The 20,862-nt window shown below is 71.8% G+C and carries 21 protein-coding genes; 10 read left to right on the forward strand and 11 right to left on the reverse strand.

Annotated elements, in window-relative coordinates:
• Nucleotides 1–61: 61 nt before the first annotated feature.
• Nucleotides 62–505 carry a hypothetical protein gene (locus tag O7623_RS20745; protein ID WP_282224675.1) on the forward strand — a complete coding sequence of 148 codons (444 nt, stop codon included), beginning with the start codon at nt 62–64 and terminating at the stop codon, nt 503–505.
• A 23-nt stretch (nt 506–528) separates the two neighbouring features.
• On the opposite strand, the gene O7623_RS20750 is transcribed toward O7623_RS20745, so the two are convergent.
• Nucleotides 529–1,074, reverse strand: a complete 546-nt coding sequence (locus tag O7623_RS20750) for a phosphoribosyltransferase family protein (protein ID WP_282224676.1) — start codon at nt 1,072–1,074, stop codon at nt 529–531.
• 197 nt (nt 1,075–1,271) lie between these two features.
• Between O7623_RS20750 and O7623_RS20755 the strand changes: the two genes are divergently transcribed.
• A complete protein-coding gene (locus tag O7623_RS20755) occupies nt 1,272–1,928 on the forward strand; it encodes a septal ring lytic transglycosylase RlpA family protein (RefSeq protein ID WP_282224677.1) in 657 nt (218 codons plus the stop codon).
• A gap of 201 nt (nt 1,929–2,129) precedes the next feature.
• Nucleotides 2,130–3,260, forward strand: a complete 1,131-nt coding sequence (locus O7623_RS20760) for a PP2C family protein-serine/threonine phosphatase (RefSeq protein ID WP_282224678.1) — start codon at nt 2,130–2,132, stop codon at nt 3,258–3,260.
• Between the two features lie 53 nt (nt 3,261–3,313).
• On the opposite strand, the gene O7623_RS20765 is transcribed toward O7623_RS20760, so the two are convergent.
• Nucleotides 3,314–3,436, reverse strand: a complete 123-nt coding sequence (locus O7623_RS20765) for a hypothetical protein (RefSeq protein ID WP_282224679.1) — start codon at nt 3,434–3,436, stop codon at nt 3,314–3,316.
• Nucleotides 3,437–3,662: 226 nt separating this feature from the next.
• On the opposite strand from O7623_RS20765, the gene O7623_RS20770 reads away from it, so the two are divergent.
• Nucleotides 3,663–5,519 (forward strand): acyl-CoA dehydrogenase, encoded by a 1,857-nt coding sequence (locus O7623_RS20770; RefSeq protein WP_282224680.1) that lies wholly within the window; start codon nt 3,663–3,665, stop codon nt 5,517–5,519.
• A 168-nt stretch (nt 5,520–5,687) separates the two neighbouring features.
• The gene (locus O7623_RS20775; RefSeq protein WP_282224681.1) at nt 5,688–5,948 is read left to right on the forward strand and encodes a DUF6458 family protein; all 261 of its coding nucleotides are present in this window, start codon (nt 5,688–5,690) and stop codon (nt 5,946–5,948) included.
• Between the two features lie 55 nt (nt 5,949–6,003).
• Here O7623_RS20775 and O7623_RS20780 read toward each other — a convergent pair whose 3' ends face one another.
• Nucleotides 6,004–6,504, reverse strand: a complete 501-nt coding sequence (locus tag O7623_RS20780) for a histidine phosphatase family protein (protein WP_282224682.1) — start codon at nt 6,502–6,504, stop codon at nt 6,004–6,006.
• Nucleotides 6,505–6,620: 116 nt separating this feature from the next.
• On the opposite strand from O7623_RS20780, the gene O7623_RS20785 reads away from it, so the two are divergent.
• Nucleotides 6,621–6,902: a DUF6458 family protein gene (locus O7623_RS20785; protein ID WP_282224683.1), complete on the forward strand. Its 282-nt coding sequence runs from the start codon at nt 6,621–6,623 to the stop codon at nt 6,900–6,902.
• Nucleotides 6,903–7,006: 104 nt separating this feature from the next.
• Here the strand turns inward: O7623_RS20785 and O7623_RS20790 are convergent, their stop codons facing one another.
• Complete coding sequence (locus O7623_RS20790) at nt 7,007–7,684, reverse strand: hemolysin III family protein (RefSeq protein WP_282224684.1); 678 nt, start codon at nt 7,682–7,684, stop codon at nt 7,007–7,009.
• 85 nt (nt 7,685–7,769) lie between these two features.
• On the opposite strand from O7623_RS20790, the gene O7623_RS20795 reads away from it, so the two are divergent.
• From O7623_RS20795 to O7623_RS20805, 3 genes are read left to right on the forward strand one after another with little or no spacing between them, the layout of a single operon-like run.
• Nucleotides 7,770–8,465, forward strand: a complete 696-nt coding sequence (locus tag O7623_RS20795) for an allophanate hydrolase subunit 1 (protein ID WP_282224685.1) — start codon at nt 7,770–7,772, stop codon at nt 8,463–8,465.
• On the forward strand, nt 8,462–9,328 hold the full coding sequence (locus tag O7623_RS20800) for a biotin-dependent carboxyltransferase family protein (protein ID WP_282224686.1): 867 nt from the start codon (nt 8,462–8,464) through the stop codon (nt 9,326–9,328). Before O7623_RS20795 ends, O7623_RS20800 begins: the two co-directional genes overlap by 4 nt.
• Complete coding sequence (locus O7623_RS20805; RefSeq protein WP_282224687.1) at nt 9,303–10,052, forward strand: 5-oxoprolinase subunit PxpA; 750 nt, start codon at nt 9,303–9,305, stop codon at nt 10,050–10,052. The genes O7623_RS20800 and O7623_RS20805 overlap by 26 nt, the downstream gene beginning before the upstream one ends.
• Nucleotides 10,053–10,083: 31 nt before the next feature.
• Here the strand turns inward: O7623_RS20805 and O7623_RS20810 are convergent, their stop codons facing one another.
• From O7623_RS20810 to pdhA, 6 genes are all read right to left on the reverse strand, one after another.
• The gene (locus O7623_RS20810; protein ID WP_282224688.1) at nt 10,084–11,949 is read right to left on the reverse strand and encodes an NHL domain-containing thioredoxin family protein; all 1,866 of its coding nucleotides are present in this window, start codon (nt 11,947–11,949) and stop codon (nt 10,084–10,086) included.
• A gap of 11 nt (nt 11,950–11,960) precedes the next feature.
• Nucleotides 11,961–14,066, reverse strand: coding sequence for a hypothetical protein (locus tag O7623_RS20815; RefSeq protein WP_282224689.1), 2,106 nt, complete (start codon nt 14,064–14,066; stop codon nt 11,961–11,963).
• A 306-nt stretch (nt 14,067–14,372) separates the two neighbouring features.
• Nucleotides 14,373–14,510: a hypothetical protein gene (locus tag O7623_RS20820; RefSeq protein WP_282224690.1), complete on the reverse strand. Its 138-nt coding sequence runs from the start codon at nt 14,508–14,510 to the stop codon at nt 14,373–14,375.
• A 232-nt stretch (nt 14,511–14,742) separates the two neighbouring features.
• Nucleotides 14,743–16,152: a dihydrolipoamide acetyltransferase family protein gene (locus O7623_RS20825; RefSeq protein ID WP_282224691.1), complete on the reverse strand. Its 1,410-nt coding sequence runs from the start codon at nt 16,150–16,152 to the stop codon at nt 14,743–14,745.
• A 6-nt stretch (nt 16,153–16,158) separates the two neighbouring features.
• A complete protein-coding gene (locus O7623_RS20830) occupies nt 16,159–17,148 on the reverse strand; it encodes an alpha-ketoacid dehydrogenase subunit beta (protein ID WP_282229497.1) in 990 nt (329 codons plus the stop codon).
• On the reverse strand, nt 17,145–18,323 hold the full coding sequence (gene pdhA, locus O7623_RS20835; protein WP_282224692.1) for a pyruvate dehydrogenase (acetyl-transferring) E1 component subunit alpha: 1,179 nt from the start codon (nt 18,321–18,323) through the stop codon (nt 17,145–17,147). The genes O7623_RS20830 and pdhA overlap by 4 nt, the downstream gene beginning before the upstream one ends.
• 458 nt (nt 18,324–18,781) lie before the next feature.
• Between pdhA and O7623_RS20840 the strand changes: the two genes are divergently transcribed.
• Nucleotides 18,782–19,660, forward strand: a complete 879-nt coding sequence (locus O7623_RS20840; RefSeq protein ID WP_282224693.1) for a hypothetical protein — start codon at nt 18,782–18,784, stop codon at nt 19,658–19,660.
• On the opposite strand, the gene O7623_RS20845 is transcribed toward O7623_RS20840, so the two are convergent.
• Nucleotides 19,590–20,813 (reverse strand): hypothetical protein, encoded by a 1,224-nt coding sequence (locus tag O7623_RS20845; protein ID WP_282224694.1) that lies wholly within the window; start codon nt 20,811–20,813, stop codon nt 19,590–19,592. The genes O7623_RS20840 and O7623_RS20845 overlap by 71 nt on opposite strands.
• Between the last annotated feature and the right edge of the window lie 49 nt (nt 20,814–20,862).

Here is a 20,862-nt window from a genome sequence, read left to right on the forward strand (position 1 = left end):
CCGGTAGTGGCTGATCCGGGACCGACGGTCGTTCCGGCGCGTGTCCTGATACTAATGGTCCATGCCGGAATCGACGGATCCGCGCTCGGTGGACGCCGCCCACTCCCGCCCTGCCGGGGTGGACGACGCCACGGTGGCCGCACTGGGCGAGCTGAGCAAGGCACTGGAGACGGTGCATCGCGCCCGGGGCCACCTGTACTCGATGCACCAGCTGATCGGTGGTGCGGACGCGACCTTGGACCGGGTGGTGCAGCTGCTGCGGGGCGCCGGTCACCTGGGGATCGCCGAGCGGGTGCAGAACGAGCTGATCGGCCGCAACGTGCTGCCGGGCCGGTGGACGTTCCAGCTGGTCGAGGAGTTCGATGACGGCTACTACGCGGCGTTCCAGGAGATCGAGCGGGCGGCCCGCGACGAGTTGGCGGGCGGGCGCCGGCACATCCACGAGGCTGAGATGAAGCAGTCCCGGCGCACCGCCGGTCGACCAGGGCACGAGGCGACGCCGTAGCTCGTGGCCGGGTCGGTCGTGGGTCAGAGTTCCGTACTGTGCAGCAGGCTCCGGATGCGTAGCTCGTCGACGACGGCCGGCGGGCAGTCGGCGACGATCACCGCGCTGCTGGTGACGGTGGCCTGCCGTACGGCGACGAGCTGCGCCATCGCGCGGAGCTGAGCGCCGGTGCTCACCCAGTCGTCGACGAGCAGGACCCGGTCGGCGGGGCGCAGGTGGCGGTCGCGGATGCCGAGCCGCAGGGTCCGTCCCCGGTAGTCGGGTGCCGTCGTGGTCCAGGTGGTGGCGTCGGCGATGGCTCGTTGCTGGTCTTCCTTGTACGCCGGCACCACGCCGACGCCGAGCGCGTTCGCCACGAGTGGGGCGATGAGCAGCCCGGTCACCTGGGGTGCCATCACCACCGTGGGGCCCTCGTCGGTGGCGAGCGCGGCCAGCGCGGGCCCGAGCGCAGCGAGGATCTGCGGGTCGCGCCACCAGCCGGAGATGTCGCTGACGAGGTGGCTGCTGGTCGGGCCGGGGTCGTGCCAGCGGAACGTGTCGATCAGCAGGCGTCGGATCCCGTCGGTCACCGGCCGAGTATGCCGCGACGTACACCCCGACGGTGCCGCGACTCATACCCCGACGGTGTCGCGACGTACGTCCCGGCGGATGCCGTGACCGCTGTGGCCCGGTTGTCGGGCGTTGCCCATGCGCACCTTGACAGGCCAAGCGCTGCTGCGACTACCCTGCGCGACGGTTATGTTGTCCCCTCGCCCAGGAGCGCCCCATGACGTCACGGCATCGCACTGCCCGTTCATCGCGGTTGCGGTTCGCGCCCTGGTTGGTGGTGGCGCTGGTGGTGGGCGGGGTGTCCGGGGGTACGGCGGCTGCGGTCCAGTGGACCGCTGGTTCGTCACGTACGGCTGAATGGATCGACGTCGCGCCGTCGGGCGTCGCGTCACCGTCGGCGGCGGTGTCGTCGCCATCGGATACCGCGACGTCGGCGCCGGCTGCCACCGGTACGCCGACCCCGGCGCAGTCCCCGCGCGGTGACCGGGCGGCCCGTGGCGCCGACCGGGCGGCGACGACCCCGTCGCCGGAGCCGTCGCCGACGACGGCCGCACCGCCGTCGGCGTCGACGACGGGGGACTCGGTGGTCTCCAGCGGCACCTGCGGCGCGTCGTACTACGCGAGTGGCCAGGTGACCGCCAACGGCGAGTCGTTCGACCCGTCGGGGATGACCGCCGCGCACCGCACCTGGGCCTTCGGTACGCGGGTCCGGGTGACCAATCCGCAGTCCGGTGCCGCCGTGGTGGTGCGGATCAACGACCGGGGTCCGTTCGTCGACGGACGCTGCCTCGACCTGGCTCGTGGGGCTTTTGAGCGGATCGCCCCCCTTTCTGCCGGTCACCTCGACGTCCGGTACGAGGTCCTCGACGACTGACCGCGAAGACTGAGTCACCAATCAGTGCTCAAGTGCAGGTCAGCGGCGGGTTGTGCCAATCCGAGTTATACCCGCAGGTTGAGCAACCAGACACGTCCCGCCCGCTCGGACCAGAAAACCAGATTGCGTCGTATACCCCAGGTGGCCAGAACCGGGTCAGACAAGGGGTCAACAGCATTGGGCCGTCGCAGCCGATGAGTCATGCTGTTTCGCGTACCCATGCGCATCACACCGATGGGCGGCCGCCGCCCACTGAGCTCCGGATCCCGCGTCGGCCTCGGCGCGGCCCTCGTGCTGCTCGCGCTCGTGTCGGTCGTGGAGATCGCCGACGGCTCCGGAGCGAACTACGTGGGGCTGGTCGCGGCGGCACCGTTCCTGGCCGCCGCCTTCGCCACCTGGCGGGTCGTGCTCTCCATCGGAGTGCTGGCCACCCTGATGGGTGGCATCTTCGCGTTGACCGGGCAGATGGTCTCTCTCGCCACGGCGGTGAACGTGGTCGGCATCGCGCTTGCCACCGGACTCGCCGCCGCGGTGGCGGTGATCAGGGAACGCCAGGCGCGGCAGATCGCCGAGCTGTCCCGGCTTGCGTCGGTGGCTCAACAGGCCGTGCTGCGACCGCTCGGGCCGCAGGTCGGCACGCTCGCCGTCGCCGGACGCTACATCTCCGCCACGGCCGCCGCGGACATCGGCGGTGACCTGTACGAGGCGCTGGACACCCCGTACGGCGTACGGATGATCATCGGCGACGTGCGCGGCAAGGGCCTGGACGCGGTCCGGCTGGCGAGCATCGTGCTCGGGTCCTACCGGCACGTCGCCTACGAGCGGGCGGATCTGCGCGCCATGGTCGCGGACCTGGACCGGGCGGTCGCCCGCAGCGTCGGGGACGAGGACTTCGTCACCGCGGCCCTGGTCGAGGAGCGCGGCGGCACGCTCACCATCGTCAACTGCGGCCATCCGGCGCCCTTGCTGCTGCGCCGGGGCGAGGTGATCCCGCTCGAACCGCCGGCACCGGCACCGCCGTTGGGGTTCATGCCGGTGGTACGGCCCCGGGTGGAGCGGCTCGAACCGGGTGACCGGCTGCTGCTGTTCACCGACGGCCTGGGCGAGGCGCGTCGCGACGGCGCGTTCTTTCCCACTGCCGACCGGGCCTGGCAACTGCTGGGTCACGGTACGGTCGGCGACGGTCTGGCCTCGTTGGAGACCGCGCTGATCGAGTGGGTGTACGGGCGGCTCGACGACGATATCGCCCTGGTGCTGATGGAGTATTCCGGCTCGGGCGCGGTGCCGGCGTCGTCGGTGCCCAGCTGGGAAGTCGGCGTCGCCGACGGTTGACCGGCAGTCGGAGCGCTGGTCAGGCCGGGCACAGGTCGCTGGCGGCGCCCCGGTCAGGCCAGGTGCAGCTGGCCGGTCAGGAAGCTGGTGCCGGCCACGACGGCGCGGTGCCGGCCGACGTAGCGCCGGGCGGTGACCGGCTCGATCAACACATCGAACAGTCGGATGAGGGACATGTCGACCTCCTGGTGCTATCCAGCTTTACTTCTTTTTTGTCCAATAAGCCTATTACCGGGCAGAACGAGTGCCTTCAGGGTTGGTGACGGGGTCGTCAAGGGTTTGCCGAGAGTGATTGTGTGTCTTCGGTCACCGTAAAGGGTTGCTTGTCGGTGGCTACCTGCAAGTAATACAGTGGTGGTTACTGACCAGTAACAGCGTCCGGGAAGCGGGGGCCACCACGCGATGACCCACTACAAGAGCAACCTTCGGGACCTTGAGTTCAACCTCTTCGAGGTGTTCGGCGCCGACCGCACCTTCGGTCAGGCACCGTACGCGGACCTGGACGTCGACACAGCCCGGAGCATCCTCGCCGAGGTCGAGCGGCTAGCCCGCGAGGAGCTCGCACCGAGCTTCGTCCCGGGCGACCGCAACCCGCCGGTCTTCGACCCGGTGACACACACGGTCACCATGCCCGAGGAGTTCCGCCGGTCCTTCGCGGCGTTCATGTCCGCCGAGTTCTGGCGGCTGGACCTGCCAGAGGAGCTCGGCGGCACCAACGCCCCCCGGGCGCTGTGGTGGTCCCTCGCCGACCTGGTGCTGGGCTCCAACGCGCCGGTCTGGATGTACGCCTCCGGCCCCTCCTTCGCGCACACCCTCTACGTCGAGGGCACCCCGGAGCAGAAGGAATGGGCCAAGCTCTTCGTCGAGCGGCAGTGGGCGTCGACGATGGTGCTGACCGAGCCGGACGCCGGCTCCGACGTGGGTGCCGGGCGGACCCGGGCGATCCCGCAGCCGGACGGCTCGTACCACATCGAGGGCGTCAAGCGCTTCATCACCAGCGGCGAGCACGACCTCAGCGAGAACATCATCCACTACGTGCTGGCCCGTCCGGTCGGCGTCGAGGGCGCCGGCGGCCCGGGCACCAAGGGCCTGTCGCTGTTCGTCGTGCCCAAGTACCACTTCGACGGGGCCACCGGTGAGCTGGGCGAGCGCAACGGCGTCTTCGCCACCAACGTCGAGCACAAGATGGGCCTGAAGGTCTCCACGACCTGCGAGCTCACCTTCGGCGAGCACGGTGTGCCGGCGAAGGGCTGGCTGCTCGGCGACGTACACGACGGCATCCGGCAGATGTTCCTCATCATCGAGTACGCCCGGATGCTGGTCGGCGCGAAGGCCATCGCCACCCTCTCCACCGGCTACCTCAACGCCCTGGAGTACGCGAAGAACCGGGTGCAGGGCGCCGACCTGCTGCAGATGACCGACAAGGCGGCTCCCCGGGTGACGATCACCCACCACCCCGACGTGCGCCGCTCGCTCATGCTGCAGAAGGCGTACGCCGAGGGCCTGCGCGCCCTGGTCTGCTACACCGCCAGCTGGCAGGACAAGATCAATATCGCGCGGGCGGCCGGCGACGAGGAGGCCGTGAAGATCGCCAAACGGGTCAACGACCTGCTGCTGCCCCTGGTCAAGGGGTGCGGTTCGGAGCGGGCCTACGAGCTGCTCGGCCACGAGTCGCTGCAGACCTTCGGTGGTTCCGGCTTCCTGCAGGACTACCCGCTGGAGCAGTACGTCCGCGACTCGAAGATCGACACCCTGTACGAGGGCACCACGGCGATCCAGAGCCTCGACCTGTTCTTCCGCAAGATCGTGCGGGACAACGGGCAGTCCCTGATGACCGTCGCCGGCGAGATCCAGGCCTTCATCGCGGCCGAAGGCGGCAACGGCCAGCTCAAGGAGGAGCGCGCCGCACTCGGCCGGGCCCTCGGTGAGGTGCAGAACATCCTCGGCGTGATGACCGGTTGGCTCGGCGAGGTGCAGAGCGGTGAGCAGCGTTCGCTGTACAAGGTCGGGCTGAGCAGCCGTCGACTGCTGCTGGCGCTCGGCGACGTCGTCGTCGCCTGGCTGCTGCAGCGGCAGGCCGAGGTCGCCCTGACCGCGCTCGCCGGTGAGGTCTCGGCCGCCGACCGCAGCTTCTACCAGGGCAAGGTGGCGGCCGCCCGGTTCTTCGCCAGCGAGGTGCTGCCCCGGATCGGTGCCGATCGTCGGATCATCGCCGGGACCGCCCTGGATCTGATGGATCTGCCCGAAGAGGCGTTCTGACCGGCTGAGGTAGCCAACGCGCACCCACACCCACCTTCAGCCGCCACGGGCGGTCGGCGGGAGCCCCCTGCTCGCCGACCGTCCGGCGCCGCCGTTTCAGCCCCTGCCCGCCGGGTAGATCAGCAGGCGACCGCACAACTTGTAGCGACCGCACAAGGAGTGCAGCACATGGGCATCGGCAGTGGAATCTTCCTCATCGCGGTAGGCGCCATCCTCGCGTACGCCGTCCGGGCGGACGTGTGGTGGCTCGACGTACAGGCCGTGGGCTGGGTGCTGATCCTCGCGGGTCTGGCGATCCTGCTCACCGTGCTCTGGTTCTGGAACGACCGGCGCCGCCGGGCACGGACGGTGATCGTCGAGGAGAACAAGCTCTCCCATCCGGCGCAGATGGTGCCGCCGCCAGCGGAACCCCCACAGCCACCCAACTGACCCGTACCGTGCGTATCCCGGGCGGCCTCGGCCGCCCGGGATACGCATGTCGGCGTCAGCCGACCGCAGCCGCCCGAGCGGTGTACGTCGTGAGCAGCGCCGCCGCCTCCGGCCGGCACTGCGACCAGTCGCCGGTGAACTCGTGTACCGCCAGACCGCAGGTGCGCAGCCCGGTGTCGTCGATGCCCTGCGGGTCGAGCAGCGCGGAGAAGTCCGAGATCGTGGGATTGTGACCGACGATCAGCACCCGTTCGTGCCGGGCGTCGAGTTGGCGTACCACGGCGAGCAGGTCACCCGGGCTTCCGGCGTACAGCGACGGTTCGTGACGCACCGACGGCGCCGGACCCGCCGACGACGCCTCCTGCCAGGTCTGCCGGGTCCGCCGTGCGGGCGAGCAGATCACCACCTGCGGCCAGTGGTCGTGCTCGGCCAGCCAGCGGCCGGCGTGCGCGGCGTCCGAATGCCCGCGTGGGGTGAGCCCACGCTCTGAGTCGTTCATCTGCTCGGGCTGCTCGGCCTTGGCATGGCGCAGCAACACGATCGTGCGTCGTGTCATGGCCCCAGCATGCCTGATTGAGCCGAGAACCGCCTGGGTACATCCGAGCCCGCCGCTACCTCACGAGCGGTATCGGGCCGGTACGACGGTGCCGGCAGTAGCCAAGGAGGTACGAAGTGGGCATCGGCGGAAGCATCTTCCTTGTCGCCCTGGGCGCCATCCTGGCCTTCGCGGTCGAGGCTGAACTGGGCTTTCTCAACCTGAACACGGTCGGCTGGGTGCTGATGGCAGCGGGTGTGTTCGGGCTGATCCTGACCATGTGGTTCTGGCAGAGCCGCCGCCGTGCCGTGGTGACCCGCTCCGCCGCCGAGGAACCGGCGGCTGTCGCCCCGACCACGTCCGACCACGTCGTCGAGGAGCAGTACCGCGAGGTCCGTCGCCCGGGGCGCCCGGTCTGACCCGTGCGGTCCGACCCGTGCGGCGCACCCCGCCGCCGCACGCGCACCCCGCGCCGCCGCACACGGACCACTGCAGCGCTGTTCGCCTGACCGCCGGCCGGCGGTCAGGCGAACAGCGCGAAGTAGATCGCGATGTGGTGGCAGAGCGCGGCGACCAGGGTGCAGGCATGGAAGAACTCGTGGTGGCCGAAGACCGTCGGCCAGGGGTTCGGCCGGCGCAGGGCGTAGAAGATCGCTCCGATGCTGTAGACCGCGCCCCCGACGACCAGCAGCACCAGGGCGGTGACGCCGCCGTAGCGCAGAATGTCGGGCAGCACGGCGACGGCCACCCAGCCGAGCGCGATGTAGAGCGGAGCGCCGGCCCAGCGCGGCAGGTGGGGCCAGATCAGCTTCATCGCGACCCCGCCCAGGGCACCGGCCCAGACGACGGTCAGCAGCGTCGCCGCGCTGCGCCCCGGCAGGAGCAGCAGGCAGAACGGGGTGTACGTACCGGCGATGAAGATGAAGATCATCGAGTGGTCCAGCCGGCGCATCACCTGGTAGGCGCGCTCCGACCAGACCCGCCGATGGTAGAGCGCGCTGGTGCCGAACAGACCGCAGACCGTGAGGCTGTAGACGACGCAGCTGATCAGCGGAGTCCAGCCCGGCCGGGTCGCGGCCAGCGCACAGAGCACGATGCCGCTGACCAGGGCCACGAAGAAGGCGTACGTGTGCAGCCAGCCGCGCATCCGGGGTTTGCCGATGTCGACCGGCTTGAGGCGAAGGGGTGCTTCGGTGGTCACCCACTAAGGTTACGGCAGCGTAGGTTACTGACTGGTAGTGAGTCGCCTCACGTCCAGCTGACAGCAGCGGGGCCAAGATGGTCCCATGCGGATCCATCGCGTCGGCCGGCGCGCACTGCTGCTCGAATGGGAAGCGCCGGACCCGGCCACCATCGATGCCTGGCGGGCCGGCCTCGATCACCGCCGTGACCAGGGCGAACTCGCCGTCGACGACATCGTCCCCGCCGCCCGTACCATCCTGCTCGACGGCCTGGCCGACCCGGCCGCCACCGCCGCCGCATTGGCCGGCTGGCGGCCGCCACCCCAGCGCAGCAGCGCCGACGCCCGGCCGGTCACCGTCACCGTCCGGTACGACGGACCCGACCTGCCCGACGTCGCCCGCCACTGGCGGGTACCCGTCGACGAGGTCGTCGACCGGCTCGCCGGCACCGAGTTCACCGTCGCGTTCTGCGGCTTCGCGCCCGGCTTCGGCTACCTCACCGGACTGCCCGACGAATGGTCCGTACCGCGTCGGCCGACGCCGCGCGCCACCGTCGCGGCCGGCTCGGTCGCGCTCGCCGGGCCGTACGCCGGCATCTACCCGTCCGCCTCCCCCGGCGGCTGGCAACTCGTCGGCCACACCGACCTGGTGCTGTTCGACCTCGATCGCGACCCGCCTGCCACGCTCACCCCCGGCACCCGGGTCCGGCTGACCCCCGCCGATGCGTCACCGGAGGTGCCACCAGACGCGACGGCAGACGTACCGCCAGACGTGCCACCAGTCGATCGGCGCGACCGGTGATCGAGGTCGTCCGGGCCGGCGCGCTCTGCACCGTCCAGGACCGGGGCCGGCCCGGTTGGGCACACCTCGGCGTACCCCGCTCCGGTGCCCTCGACCAGCCGGCGCTGGCGCTGGCCAACCGGCTGGTCGGCAACCCGCCCGACGCCGCCGGCCTGGAGATCACCCTCACCGGCTGCCGGCTGCGGCTGCCCGCCGGAGGCACCGTCGCGATCACCGGCGCGCCCGCGGCGATCCGCCTCGCCGGTCGGCCGGCCGGCTTCCTCAGCCCCGTACCGGTGCCGCCCGGGGCCCATCTCGACGTCGGACCCGCCCGGTACGGCGTGCGCAGCTACCTCGCGGTGGCCGGCGGGATCGCCGTACCGCCGGTGCTGGGCAGCCGCTCGACCGACCTCCTCGCCGGCATCGGGCCGCGAGTGGTACGCGACGGCACCGTCCTGCCGGTCGGCGACGCCCCGACCACCGTCGACGGGCCGCCGCCGGCCGACCCCGTCCCCTGGTCGGCACCGGCCGACCCGCTCCGGCTCACCGTACGACTCGGCCCGCGCGCCGACTGGTTCACCGATGCCGCGCTGCGGCGACTGCTCGGCACCCCGTACCTGGTCAGTCCAGTGAGCAACCGGATCGGGGTCCGACTGACCGGCGCACCGCTGACCCGCCGCGTCCCGGACGAACTACCCAGCGAAGGGCTGGTCCTCGGCGCCGTCCAGGTCCCCGCCGACGGTCAACCGCTGATCTTCCTCGCCGACCATCCGACCACCGGCGGATACCCGGTCATCGGAGTGGTCGACGACGTCACCGGGCTCGCCCAGGCCCGGCCGGGCACTACCGTGGAGTTCCATGGACCTCAACGCGGACCTCGGTGAAGGCTTCGGCGTCTGGCACCTCGGCGACGACGACGCGCTGCTCGACATCGTCACCTCCGCCAACGTCGCCTGCGGCTTCCACGCCGGCGACCCGGTGACCATGCGGCGGATCTGCGCGGCCGCCGCCGACCGGGGCGTCGCCGTCGGCGCCCAGGTCGGCTACCGCGACCTGGCCGGATTCGGCCGGCGGCGGATCGACTACCGCTTCGACGAACTCCGCGACGACGTGCTCTACCAGATCGCCGCGCTGGACGGCTTCTGCCGGGTCGCCGGCACCCGGGTCCGGTACGTCAAACCGCACGGCGCGCTGTACAACACCGCCTGCGTCGACGAGGCCCAGGCCGCGGCGGTGGTCGCCGCCGTGGCCGACGTCGACCCGACGCTGCCGATCCTGTGCCTGCCCGGCTCGGTGCTGAGCCAGCTGGCCACCGGCGCCGGGCTGCGTGCCGTCGCCGAAGGCTTCGCCGACCGGGGCTACCAGCCGGACGGCCGACTGGTGCCGCGCGACACACCCGGGGCGCTACTCGACGACCACCGCAAGGTCGTCGCCCAGGCACTGTCGATGGCCAGGTCGGGCACCGTGACCGCCACGGACGGCACGGCGGTCGCCAGCCCCGTCGAGTCGATCTGCGTACACGGCGACACGCCCGGAGCCGCCGCGTTGGCCCGCCGGATCCGCCAGTCGTTGGAGGCGGCCGGTCACCCGCTCACGGCCTTCGTCTGACCGTCCCGGTCAGACCGGGGTGAGTGCCCGGTCAGGCATCGGCATCGTCGACCGGGTCGACCCCACGCAGGATCAGCGGTACGCGGGCCGCACCCGCCGGGTCGACCCGTACCGGCACTCCCCAGTCCTGCCGGGTCAGGTGGCAGGCGGCATGCGCGTTGTCGGCGTCGCAGGTGGCAGCCTGGGCGACCACCTGCAGTACGCCGCCCGGCACCGACGGGTCGATCACCAGCCGACGGCTCAGCCCGGTGTCCGTGCCCGCACCGTGACGCAGCAGCCCGGGCGGATCGGCTGAGATCTCCAGCCGGGTGGCCGGACCGAAGCTGGTGTCCAGCTTCTGCCCCGGTGCGGGGGTGAACACCACCTCCAGGGTCACCTCACCGGGGGCCACCAGCAGCGGAGGGCGTACGGTCCGGTGCCGTGCCCCGTCGACGGTGGCCCCGGCCGCAGACAGGGCCCCGGGCGCGATCCGGGTCATCCGGTGGGCGGCGGACTCCACCACCCAGACGATGCCGTCAGCGGTCACCAGCACGTCGCTCGGCTCGGCCAGCCCGTCCAGGACCGTCGTCACCCGGTCGGTGGCCGGATCGTAGCGGCGGATCGCGCCGTTGTAGGTGTCGGCGACCAGCACCGAACCGTCGGCCAGCGCGCAGACCCCGAGCGGGTGCTGCAGCAGCGCCTGCGCCGCCGCCCCGTCGACCTGACCGAAGTCGAACAACCCCTGCCCGACGACCGTCCGCAGATGCCCGTCGACGACCTGCCGCAGCGCACTGGTCTCGCTGTCGGCGATCCACAGCTGCCGGCCGTCGGCGCTGGTCGCCAGGCCGGACGGCTGCGCCAGCCACACGTCGGGGAGGGGACCGTCGCGCAGCGACTCGACCGTGGTGCCGGCGTACATGCCGGCGGTCCGCGTGATCGGGTCGAACCACCACAGCTGGTGGATCCCGGCCATCGCCACGATCACCCGACCGTCGTACCAGGCGAGGTCCCACGGCGAGGAGAGATCCACGGCGAGCGCGTCGTGCGGGTCGTAGTCGACACCGGAGCGCCACTGCCGGCCGGAGCCGGCGACGGTGACCACCTCACCGGTGCTCGTCCGTACCCCGCGCAGCAGGTGGTTGACCGTGTCGGCGACCACCAGGTCGTACCCGGCGACGGCGGCGACCTCGGCCGGTAGCCGCAGCAGCCCCTGAGGCTCGCTGAACCTGGCGTTCGCGGCGTCGCCGTCGGTGCGGCCACGGGCCCCGGAGCCGATGCGCCAGCGTACCGTCTCACCGTCGGGTGCCAACTCCACCAGCGAGTGCCGGGCGGAGTCGGAGACCAGCAGCGCGCCGTCGTCCAGCGCTACCGCCTTGCCCGGAAAACGCAGCGTCGTGTCGGCCGGTTCCGGCGGTACGTACGGGCCGTCGCCCCGGTGCAGCGTGCCCTTCGCCTCGTGCGCCCCGATCAGCTGGTCGATCTCCCGGACCAGGCCTTCGGCGTGCCCCTCGCCCGCCATGGTGGCGACGACGTAACCTTCCGGGTCGACCAGCACCAGGGTCGGCCAGGCCCGGGCGGCGTACTGCTGCCACATGTCCAGTTCTGGATCGTCGAGCACCGGATGGGTCACGCCGTAGCGCTCCACGGCGGCGGCGACCGCCACCGGGTCCCGTTCGTGGGCGAACTTCGGCGAATGGACGCCGATCACCACCAGTACGTCGGCGTACTTCTCCTCCAGCGGGCGCAACTCGTCCAGCACATGCAGGCAGTTGACGCAGCAGAACGTCCAGAAGTCCAGCAGGACGATCTTTCCCCGCAGGTCGGCGAGGGAGATCGTCCGGCCGGCCGTGTTCAGCCACTGCCGGCCCTTGAGCTGCGGTGCCCGCACCCGGGGTTGCGGCGACGATGGTCTCGGCATCTGCGGCGGGCTCAGTTGTCCGGCGCTGAACTGGCGTCCGGCGCCGAGCTGGGGTCGGGAGCGGTGCCCGCGTCCGGGTCGTCGCCGGCGGCTGCCGGCTGGAGGCAGAGCACCTGCTCGCGTCCGGAGTCGCCGGCCACCTGGATGTGCGGCGCGTTCGGGTCGGCGCACTGGTCGACCCGGTCGACCTTGGCGACCACCTCGAAGGCGTTCGGCTCGGCGCAGTCCGCCGGCGCGGCGGTGTTGCCGGACTGCTTGACACACGCGCCCACGGCCGGGTCGAACGCCTGGTCACCGGGCCGGGTGATCAACCAGACCAGCGACATCGGGATCGCCACCAGCAGTACGGCGGCCACCAGCACCGCCAGCAGGACCCGACCGTTGCGGACCTGGGGGGCCGGCTCCGGGGTCGCTTCCTGCTCTGCGGGGGCGGTCGGCTCCGGGCGGAACGCGTCGAACCGGTTCTGCTCCGGATCGGGGGCGTTCCACTGGTTACCAGCGGGCGTCGGACCGCTGGCCGGCGGATAGCCGTCCGGGGCGCTCTGCTGGGCGCCGAAGGCCGGCTGCCCCTGCGGGGTGCCACCGAAGGCCGGCTGCCCCTGCGGCGTGCCACCGAAAGTCGGCGGGCTCTGCGGCCGGGTACCGAAGGCCGACGGGCTCTGCGGCCCGGCGTTGAGGTGCGCCTGACCCTGGGGACCGGCGCCGAAGTGCGGCGGGCTCTGCGGCCCGGCGCCGTCACCGGGCCGGTCGACCAGATCTCCGTACGGTTCGGCACCGGACGGTCGGAATCCCCGACCGCCGTCGGCCGCCGCTGGCGACGCGGGCTGGATGTGCGCCCCCGCACTCAGGTGCGGTAGCGCGAGATCGGCGGCGTCCTGGCCGTTGCCGGCGCCCGGCGCGACTGCGGCCGACCCGGGACGGGCACCGAACGGCGGCGCGACCTGCCCAGCGGGCCGGGGCGGCAACGGTCGAGGCGCGCCCGGGTGCTCCGGTGCCGGTCGGTCGGCGGGCGACGGCTCCGGCTCCGGGCTGGCCGGACGCCCGTACACCCGGGGTTGGGCCGGCGGCCGGTTGGCGACGATCGCCGACTGGTCGGCGGGCGGCGAGACACGACTCGCGGCCGGCACCGACGCGCTGGCGCTCACCGCTCGGCCGGCGGTTCCGCCGGCACCCGCTGCGGCGGCCGACGGGCCACCGAAGGCTGGCCGGTCGGCATCGGCGGACGGCTCGTCGAACGGGCCGCGCTGCTGCGGGACGTGGGAGGCCGGTTGCGCGGCCGGTGCTGCCGCCGGAGCCGGGGCGGGCGGGGCCGGTGGTGGGGCTGCCGGGCTCAGCGGCGTCGGGGTGCCACCGCCGAGGGCTGCGGCCAGCGAGGCACCGGGGACCCGGACCTCCTGCGGCGGCAGCGGCGTCGGACCTGCCGGGGCGAACGGCAGCGCCGCGCCGTGCCGGGAGGGTTCCGGCTCTGTCGGTGGCGGTGCGGTGACGGGCGGCGCGGCCGGCGACTCGAACCGGTTCTGTACCGGCCCGGGAACGAACGGCTGCGGCTCGCCCGGCCAGGACTGCTCGGTCGGCCGTGGCGGCTCGCCCGGCCGGTGGCCGTCGGCGTCGCGGTGCGGGTCCGGCAGTGGCTGTGGCTCGGGCTGGCGCTGGGGCAGCGCGCCGAACCCGCCGCCGGGTGCCGGCGGCCCGGCTGGCTGGTCTGCCTGCGGGGTCGGTAGGTCGGAGTGGTCGGTGCCGGTCCGCCAGGCCTGCTGCGGAGACCACGGTGCCGCTGGCGGGATGCTGGGCGGCGGGATGCTGGGCGGCGGCGTCCAGCTCAGCTCGCCGGGAGATCGCGGTGCCGGTTCGCCGGACTGGCCGCCCGGCGGCGGGTACGCGCCGGGCGGTGCCGGGTACGGTGCCGGAGCCGGGTAGCCGGTGGGGCGACCCGGCTGGTCACCGAAGCCGGTGCCCCAGCCGCCGCCCGGTGGGGTCCACTGCTGCGACTCAGGGCCGCTGCCGGCCTCGCCGGTCGCCTGACCGACACCGTGTCGCTGGCTGGCGTATGGCGCGGGTCCGCCGGTGCCTGCCTCCTCCGGCTCCTGGCCGGGATGCTGCGTGCCCTCGGACGTCATGTGCGCCTCCTCCATGACCTGTCAGCCGTGCCGTGCCACCGACGTGGCTGGTCGGTCGACCAGTGACACCGGTAGTCCGGCCGGGCGGGCCCGCCCGCTCCCGGCGATCGAGATCACCGGAGGCTGGCCAGCCGGATTGCGTCGGCTGGCGGCCCGGCGGCGGCTGACCGAATCTGGTCCGCAGCGCGCCGGATCGACCCGACGACGACCGAGCCCACCGTACCGGTCCGTTCCGAGCGGAGGAATCCCGGTGCCGCCGAAGTGGCACGTGTGTCGTGGCGTGGCGCAGGGCTCGCGGCGGCGAGTTCAGTTGTAGTAGCGCTGTGCGATCGCGCGGATTTCGTCCCGGACCGCTGCGGAGTCGGTCGCGCGCAGCGCGCGCTCCAGCGCACGGGCCCTGCGGTTGGTCTCCCGGTGTCGACGAATTCGATCGATCATGGACATGACGTGCTCTCCTGTGGATCTGCGTGGCCGGCCATCTGTCGGCCGATTCAAGTAAACCTCGGATCCGCTGCCCGCTGCCAACGATTTGAAGGTGACGCCGCCCACCTGCCTTAGAAGCTTCGGTGCCCAGAGTGGAGATCCGAAGTATCGTCGGTCACCTACGAGGAACGGCGTTGCAGTCGGTAGTGACTGCAACGCCGTTCGTAGTGATGGTCGGGGTGCGGGAGCGCGTTCAGGTCCAGGCGAGCAACATCGCCTCGGGATCGGTGAGGAACGCGCCGATGTCGCGGAGGAACGCCGACCCGAGTTCGCCGTCGATGATCCGGTGATCGAACGACAACGCCAGGGTCGCGACCTGCCGTACCCGAATCTTTTCCTTGTGTACCCAGGGTGCCTTGCGGATCGTGCCGACCGCGAGAATCGCCGATTCTCCCGGCGGCAGGATCGGCGTCCCGCTGTCCACTCCGAACACGCCGACATTGGTGATGGTCATCGTTCCGCCGGTCATGTCGGCCGGCGCGGTCCGACCGGCCTTGGCCGTACGGACCAGGGCCGACATGGCCTCGGCCAGCTCCAGCAGGGTGAGCCGGCCGGCGTCCTTGATGTTCGGCACGATCAACCCACGTTCGGTGGCCGCCGCGATCCCCAGGTTCACGTACTCCTTGACCACGATCTCGTCGCCGGCCCAGGTGGCGTTGACCATCGGGTGCCGGGCCGCGGCCAGCAGCATCGCCTTGGCGACCATCAGCAGCGGTGAGACCCGGACCTCGCGCCACTGCGGCTGCGCCCGGAGTCGCTCCAGCGCCTTCATCGAGCGGGTGATGTCGACAGTCAGGAACTCGGTCACGTGCGGCGCGGTGAAGGCGGACGCCACCATGTTCTCGGCGGTCAACTTGCGGACGCCCTTGACCGGGATCCGCCGTTCCCGGTCGGTGCCGACCCGGGCGGCGGACGCGGCGACCACGACGTCGGTGTTCGCGTCGGTGGCCGTGGCGTCGACCGTCGGCGCGCTGGCCCGCATCACGTCGTCGCGGGTGACCGAACCGAGCGGACCGCTGCCGACGATCCCAGCCAGGTCGACCCCGAGGTCCCGAGCGAGCTTGCGGACCGGCGGTTTGGCCAACGCCCGGGCCGCGCCGGTCCCTGCGCCGGCCGACGGCTCGACCGCAGGGGCGGCCGGTGGTGTCGATGCCACCGGACCGGCCGGCGGTGTCGCAGTGGTCGCCGACGGTGCCTGCCCGTCGGTGCGGCGGGGCCGGCGGACCGCCGCGGTGGTCCGTGGGCCGTAGCCGACCAGGACGGCCGTGCGGCCGCCCGGTGCCGGGCCACCGATCATGCCGGGCTCGATCGCCCCCTCGGCCGGCGGGATCTCCGGCGGATCCGTCGGGCCGGCCGACGGATCCGTGTCGATCGCGATGATCGCGGTGCCGACCTCGACGGTGGTGCCTTCCGGATGGAAGATCGCCTGGACCTGCCCACCCCACTTCGCCGGGATCTCGACCGCTGCCTTCGCGGTCTCCACCTCGACGATCGGCTGGTTCAACTCGATCGTGTCGCCGACCGCGACGAGCCACTTGAGGATCTCACCCTCGGTGAGACCTTCGCCGAGGTCGGGCAGGTCGAACTGCTTGATACGCGACATCGGCCCTCACCAACCGAACGCGCGGTCGACGGCGTCGAGCACCCGGTCCAGGTCAGGCAGGTACTCCTCCTCCAACCGGGAGGCCGGGTACGGCGTGTTGAACCCGCCCACCCGCAGCACCGGCGACTCCAACGAGTAGAAGCACTCCTCGGTGATCCGAGCGGCGATCTCGGCACCGAGGCCGAGGTTGGTCGGCGCCTCGTGCACCACCACGCACCGGCCGGTACGCCGGACCGACTCGTACGCCCCGGCCAGATCCAGCGGGGACAGCGACCGCAGGTCGATCACCTCGAGCTCGCGGCCCTCCTCGGCGGCAGCGGTCGCCGCGTCCAGGGCGGTACGCACCATCGGACCGTACGCCAGCACGGTCGCGTCGCTGCCGGGTCGCACCGTGCGGGCGGCGTGCAGCGGGTACGCCGTACCCGGCGGTGTCTCCAGCTCGACCGGTGCCTTCTCCCAGTAGCGCCGCTTCGGCTCAAGGAAGATGATCGGGTCGTCGGAGAGCACCGCCTGCTGGATCATGGTGTAGGCGTCCTGCGGGTTGGAGCAGGCGACGACCTTCAACCCGGCGGTGTGCGAGAAGTACGCCTCAGGTGACTCGGAGTGGTGCTCCACCGCGCCGATGCCGCCGCCGAACGGGATCCGGATCACGATCGGCAGCTTCACCTTGCCCTGCGACCGGTAGTGCATCTTCGCCACCTGCGACACGATCTGGTCGTACGCCGGGTAGACGAAGCCGTCGAACTGGATCTCGCAGATCGGCCGGTAGCCACGGATGGCCAGGCCGACCGCGGTGCCGATGATCCCGGACTCGGCCAACGGGGTGTCGATCACCCGGGTCTCGCCGAAGTCCTTCTGCAGGCCGTCGGTGATCCGGAAGACGCCGCCGAGCTTGCCGACGTCCTCGCCCATCAGGATGACCTTGCTGTCGCCCTCCAACGCCTTGCGCAGCCCGGCGTTGAGCGCCTTGCCCAGAGTGAGTGTCTCGGCCATCAGTGCGACCCTCCCTCGAACGACGCCTGGTACCGCTCGAACTGGGCACGCTCGGCCTCGACCAGTGGTGAGCCGTGTGCGTACACGTGGTCGAACAGCGCGCCCGGCTGCGGATCGGGCATGGCGAGCACCCGTTCCCGCAGCTGGACCGCGTCCCGTTGCGCCTGCGCGTCGACCTCGGCGAAGAAGTCGGAGTCGGCGATCTGCTGCCTGGTCAGGAAGGCGCGGACCCGGGCGATCGGGTCCTTGGCCTGCCACGCCTCGACCTCGCTGGCGATCCGGTAGCGGGTCGGATCGTCCGAGGTGGTGTGCGCCCCCATTCGGTACGTGTACGCCTCGATCAGCGTCGGACCCTGCCCGTGCCGGGCGTTGTCCAGCGCGGCGCGGGTCACCGCGTAACTGGCCAGTACGTCGTTGCCGTCCACCCGTACGCCAGGGAAGCCGAAGCCGGAGGAGCGCTTGTAGAGCGGGATCCTCGTCTGCCGTTCCAGCGGTTCGGAGATGGCGTACTGGTTGTTCTGACAGAAGAAGACGATGGGTGCGTTGAAGACGCTGGACCAGACGAAGGCCTCGTTGACGTCACCTTGCGCTGACGCGCCGTCACCAAAGTACGCGATGACGGCCTCGCCGTCGTCGCCGCCGGTCCGACCGTCCATGGTGATGCCCATGGCGTAGCCGGTCGCGTGCAGCGTCTGGGCGCCGATCACGATCGTGTACATGTTGAACTTGAACTCGTTGGGGTCCCAGCCGCCCTGGTCGACGCCGCGGAACAGCCCCAGCGGCATGATCGGGTCGATGCCCCGGCAGTAGAGGACGCCGTGCTCGCGGTAGGTGGGGAAGGCCATGTCCTGCTCGCGTAGTGCCCGGCCGGAACCGACCTGGGCGGCTTCCTGGCCGAGCAGGCTGGCCCAGATGCCCAGCTCGCCCTGGCGTTGCAGGGCGGTCGCCTCGGCATCGAGTTTGCGCACCACGACGAGGTCGCGGTAGAGACCCCGGTACTGCTCGTCGGTGAAGTCGACGGAGTACTCCGTACCGTCCGGGCCGGTGACCCGGTCGATGCGCTCGCCCTCCGGGGTGAGCAGCTGCACCAGCTCCGGGTCGGCGGCGGTCCGGGTGGTCCGCCGTCGGGCCGTGGCCGGTCTGCCGCGGGTCGCCGTCCCGCGGTCGACTTTCGCCATCCGTCTCTCCCATCGTGTGTGCGTGGCAGCGGGGGTGTCCCGACCGCGCAGCTCGTCCTGCTGTCGGCTGCTGCCGAGGCAGGTCCTCTCGCCGCGCCTGACCCGGTCAGGGTTGCCGCGCGGCACGGGCCGGATTCTGGCTGGACCCGGTCCGGAAGGGGACAACATCGAGTCGTGTCCGCCACGGGTAGCGGCGGAGGCAGCGGCGTCGGTGCCGTCCGGTCCATACTCGCATTGAAGGTGAGGGGCGTCATAGGTCGGTCCGGGTCCGAAGACGTGATGTCCGCGTTGCGCGGAACTTGCCGGGTGGCGCGGCGTTCGGGGGACTGTTACTCATCCGTCCGGTTCTGATAACACGATGTATTGAACTGGAAAACTTTCTGTCACTGCCTCAGTATGTATCCAGGGCCGACGATCGGTGGCCCACCGGTCAGGCCACACCGACGAGGAGACCAGCCGTGTCGCTGCCGCAGGAAAGCGCAGCTCCGACCGCCGGACTGAGCGGTCCGGCGCGGCGGTTCGCCCTGATCGTGGCGTTGCTGGTGACGACCGCGTCGCTGCCCATGCTGGCGACGCTGCAGGCCGGCTCGGTGACGGCGACCGGCGACGGCCGAGCGGCCGTCGTACCGCTGCTCGGCCAACCCGGTGGCGGCCCGGTCGTGCGATACCCGCAGCCGAGTCCGATCGCCAACCCGTCGCAGACCGACACCGCCGACCACGACGGCACGGACACCGGTGGCGGCGGTCCGACCCAGGCGGCCCGGCCGTGGACCGGCACCCGCACGGTGCCGCCGCCGTCGCGGGGCGAAGGGTCCGGCGGGGTACTTGTCGGACCGGTGTCACCGCCGCCGGTCGCCCCGACGTCGCCGGCTCCGGTCGTCCCCACACCAGGCCCGACGCCGGCACCGACCCCGTCCACCAGCCCCACGCCTGACACCGGTCCGGACTCCGGCCCGGGTACGGGTGCCGAGGGTGATCCGGGGACCGGTGCGGAGGGTGATCCGGGTACGGGTGCCGAAGGTGACCCGGGGACCGGTGCGGAGGGTGATCCGGGTACGGGTGCCGAAGGTGACCCGGGGACCGGCGCCGAGGGCGATCCGGGTACGGGTGCCGAAGGTGACCCGGATGCGACCCCGGAGCCGTCCCCGGCACCCGACCTGTCACCGACGCCGGAACCCAGCCCGAGCCCGACCCCCGAGCCGACGCCCACCGCCGATCCCGGCACGTCGAGCACCGGCCCGCGCGGCGGATCGTCCGGCCGGGCGGTCAGCTCTGCTCGTCGGCGAGCCGCTGCCGGTTGGCGTCGATCCAGGCGTCCAGCGCCTGCGGATCGTTGAGGTCGACGCCGTCGGCGAGGAGCTGAGCCACGGCTGCGGTGGCCGGGCTGCGCCGCTCCCCGGTGGTGTAGAGGCGGACGAACTCCGGCACGATCTCGGCGATCGCGGTGTCGGTCTGGGTGATGGCTGCCGCCGGCAGGTTGCGCTGCTGACCGGCGTAGGCGGCCCAGCCACGGACCACGGCCGGTAGCATCGCCGCGTCGTCGATGTCGAGCACCGCCCGCCGGTGCACCCAGTCCAGCAGGAACATCCCGGCCACCGCCGGACTCCAGCGCATCGGGTCGGGATCGAGCAGGCTCGCCGAGTGGTCGAGCACCAGGCTCAGGCAGAAGTGCAACGAGGCGAGGTCGCTGGTCCCGGTCGAATCGAGGCCGAACCGCCGCGCCTGCGGCGAGGCCAGGAACTCGCGTACCAGAATGGTCCGCCGATCGGCGGGGATGGGGTCGTCGCCGGGCGGTGCCACCACGGACGTCGGCGCCGGCAGCACCGCGAGCCGGGCACCCACCAACGCCCGGTCGGTGGCGAGCGAGCCTTCGCTGGGCAGTTCCCGCAGGCCGTCGGTGATGGCCAGATGCCGGCTGACCTCGCCCCGCAGGACCCCCGGGTCCTCCTCGCGGAACCAGGTCAACTCGTCGTTGGCGCACATCTGCCGCACCTGGCCGAGAATCCGCTCCGCCGGCCCGCCGACGAAGACGTCCTTGGTGATGCCGATGTTGTGGTCGACCAACGCGACCACCGCGTGCTCCGGTCCGCCGAGGTCGTCGTCGTAGGCGAAGGTCGCCAGGTAGGACGTCTGGTCGCCGTACACGTCGCCGTAGGCGTAGCTGCCGGTCAGCCGTACCTGACCCAGCCGACTGGACCAGTCGGGTGCGGTGCTGCCGATCTTCACGCCGGCTGCCCCGGCCGCGTCCGGGACGAGCCTGGCGAAGACCGTCCGGATCGTGGTGGCGGAAGCGGCCCGGCGGCGGGTGGTGGCGGACAGGAAGTTGCCGACGAACTCCCGGACCGCGGCTGCCCGGTCGGTCTCGGCGACGGCGTAGACACTGCCCAGCAGGGCGGCGCCGAGCATCTCCGCGTCGAGCGCACACTCCAACTTGGTCACGTCACGGGCGGCCGCGAGCACCGCGTCGTAGGGGGTTTCTGGCGTGGCCATGATTCGACCCTACGCCCGCCCCACGGCAACTGGCATCACCAGTGCGTTA

The sequence above is a fragment of the Solwaraspora sp. WMMD791 genome, assembly GCF_029581195.1.
Classification (GTDB): Bacteria; Actinomycetota; Actinomycetes; order Mycobacteriales; family Micromonosporaceae; genus Micromonospora_E.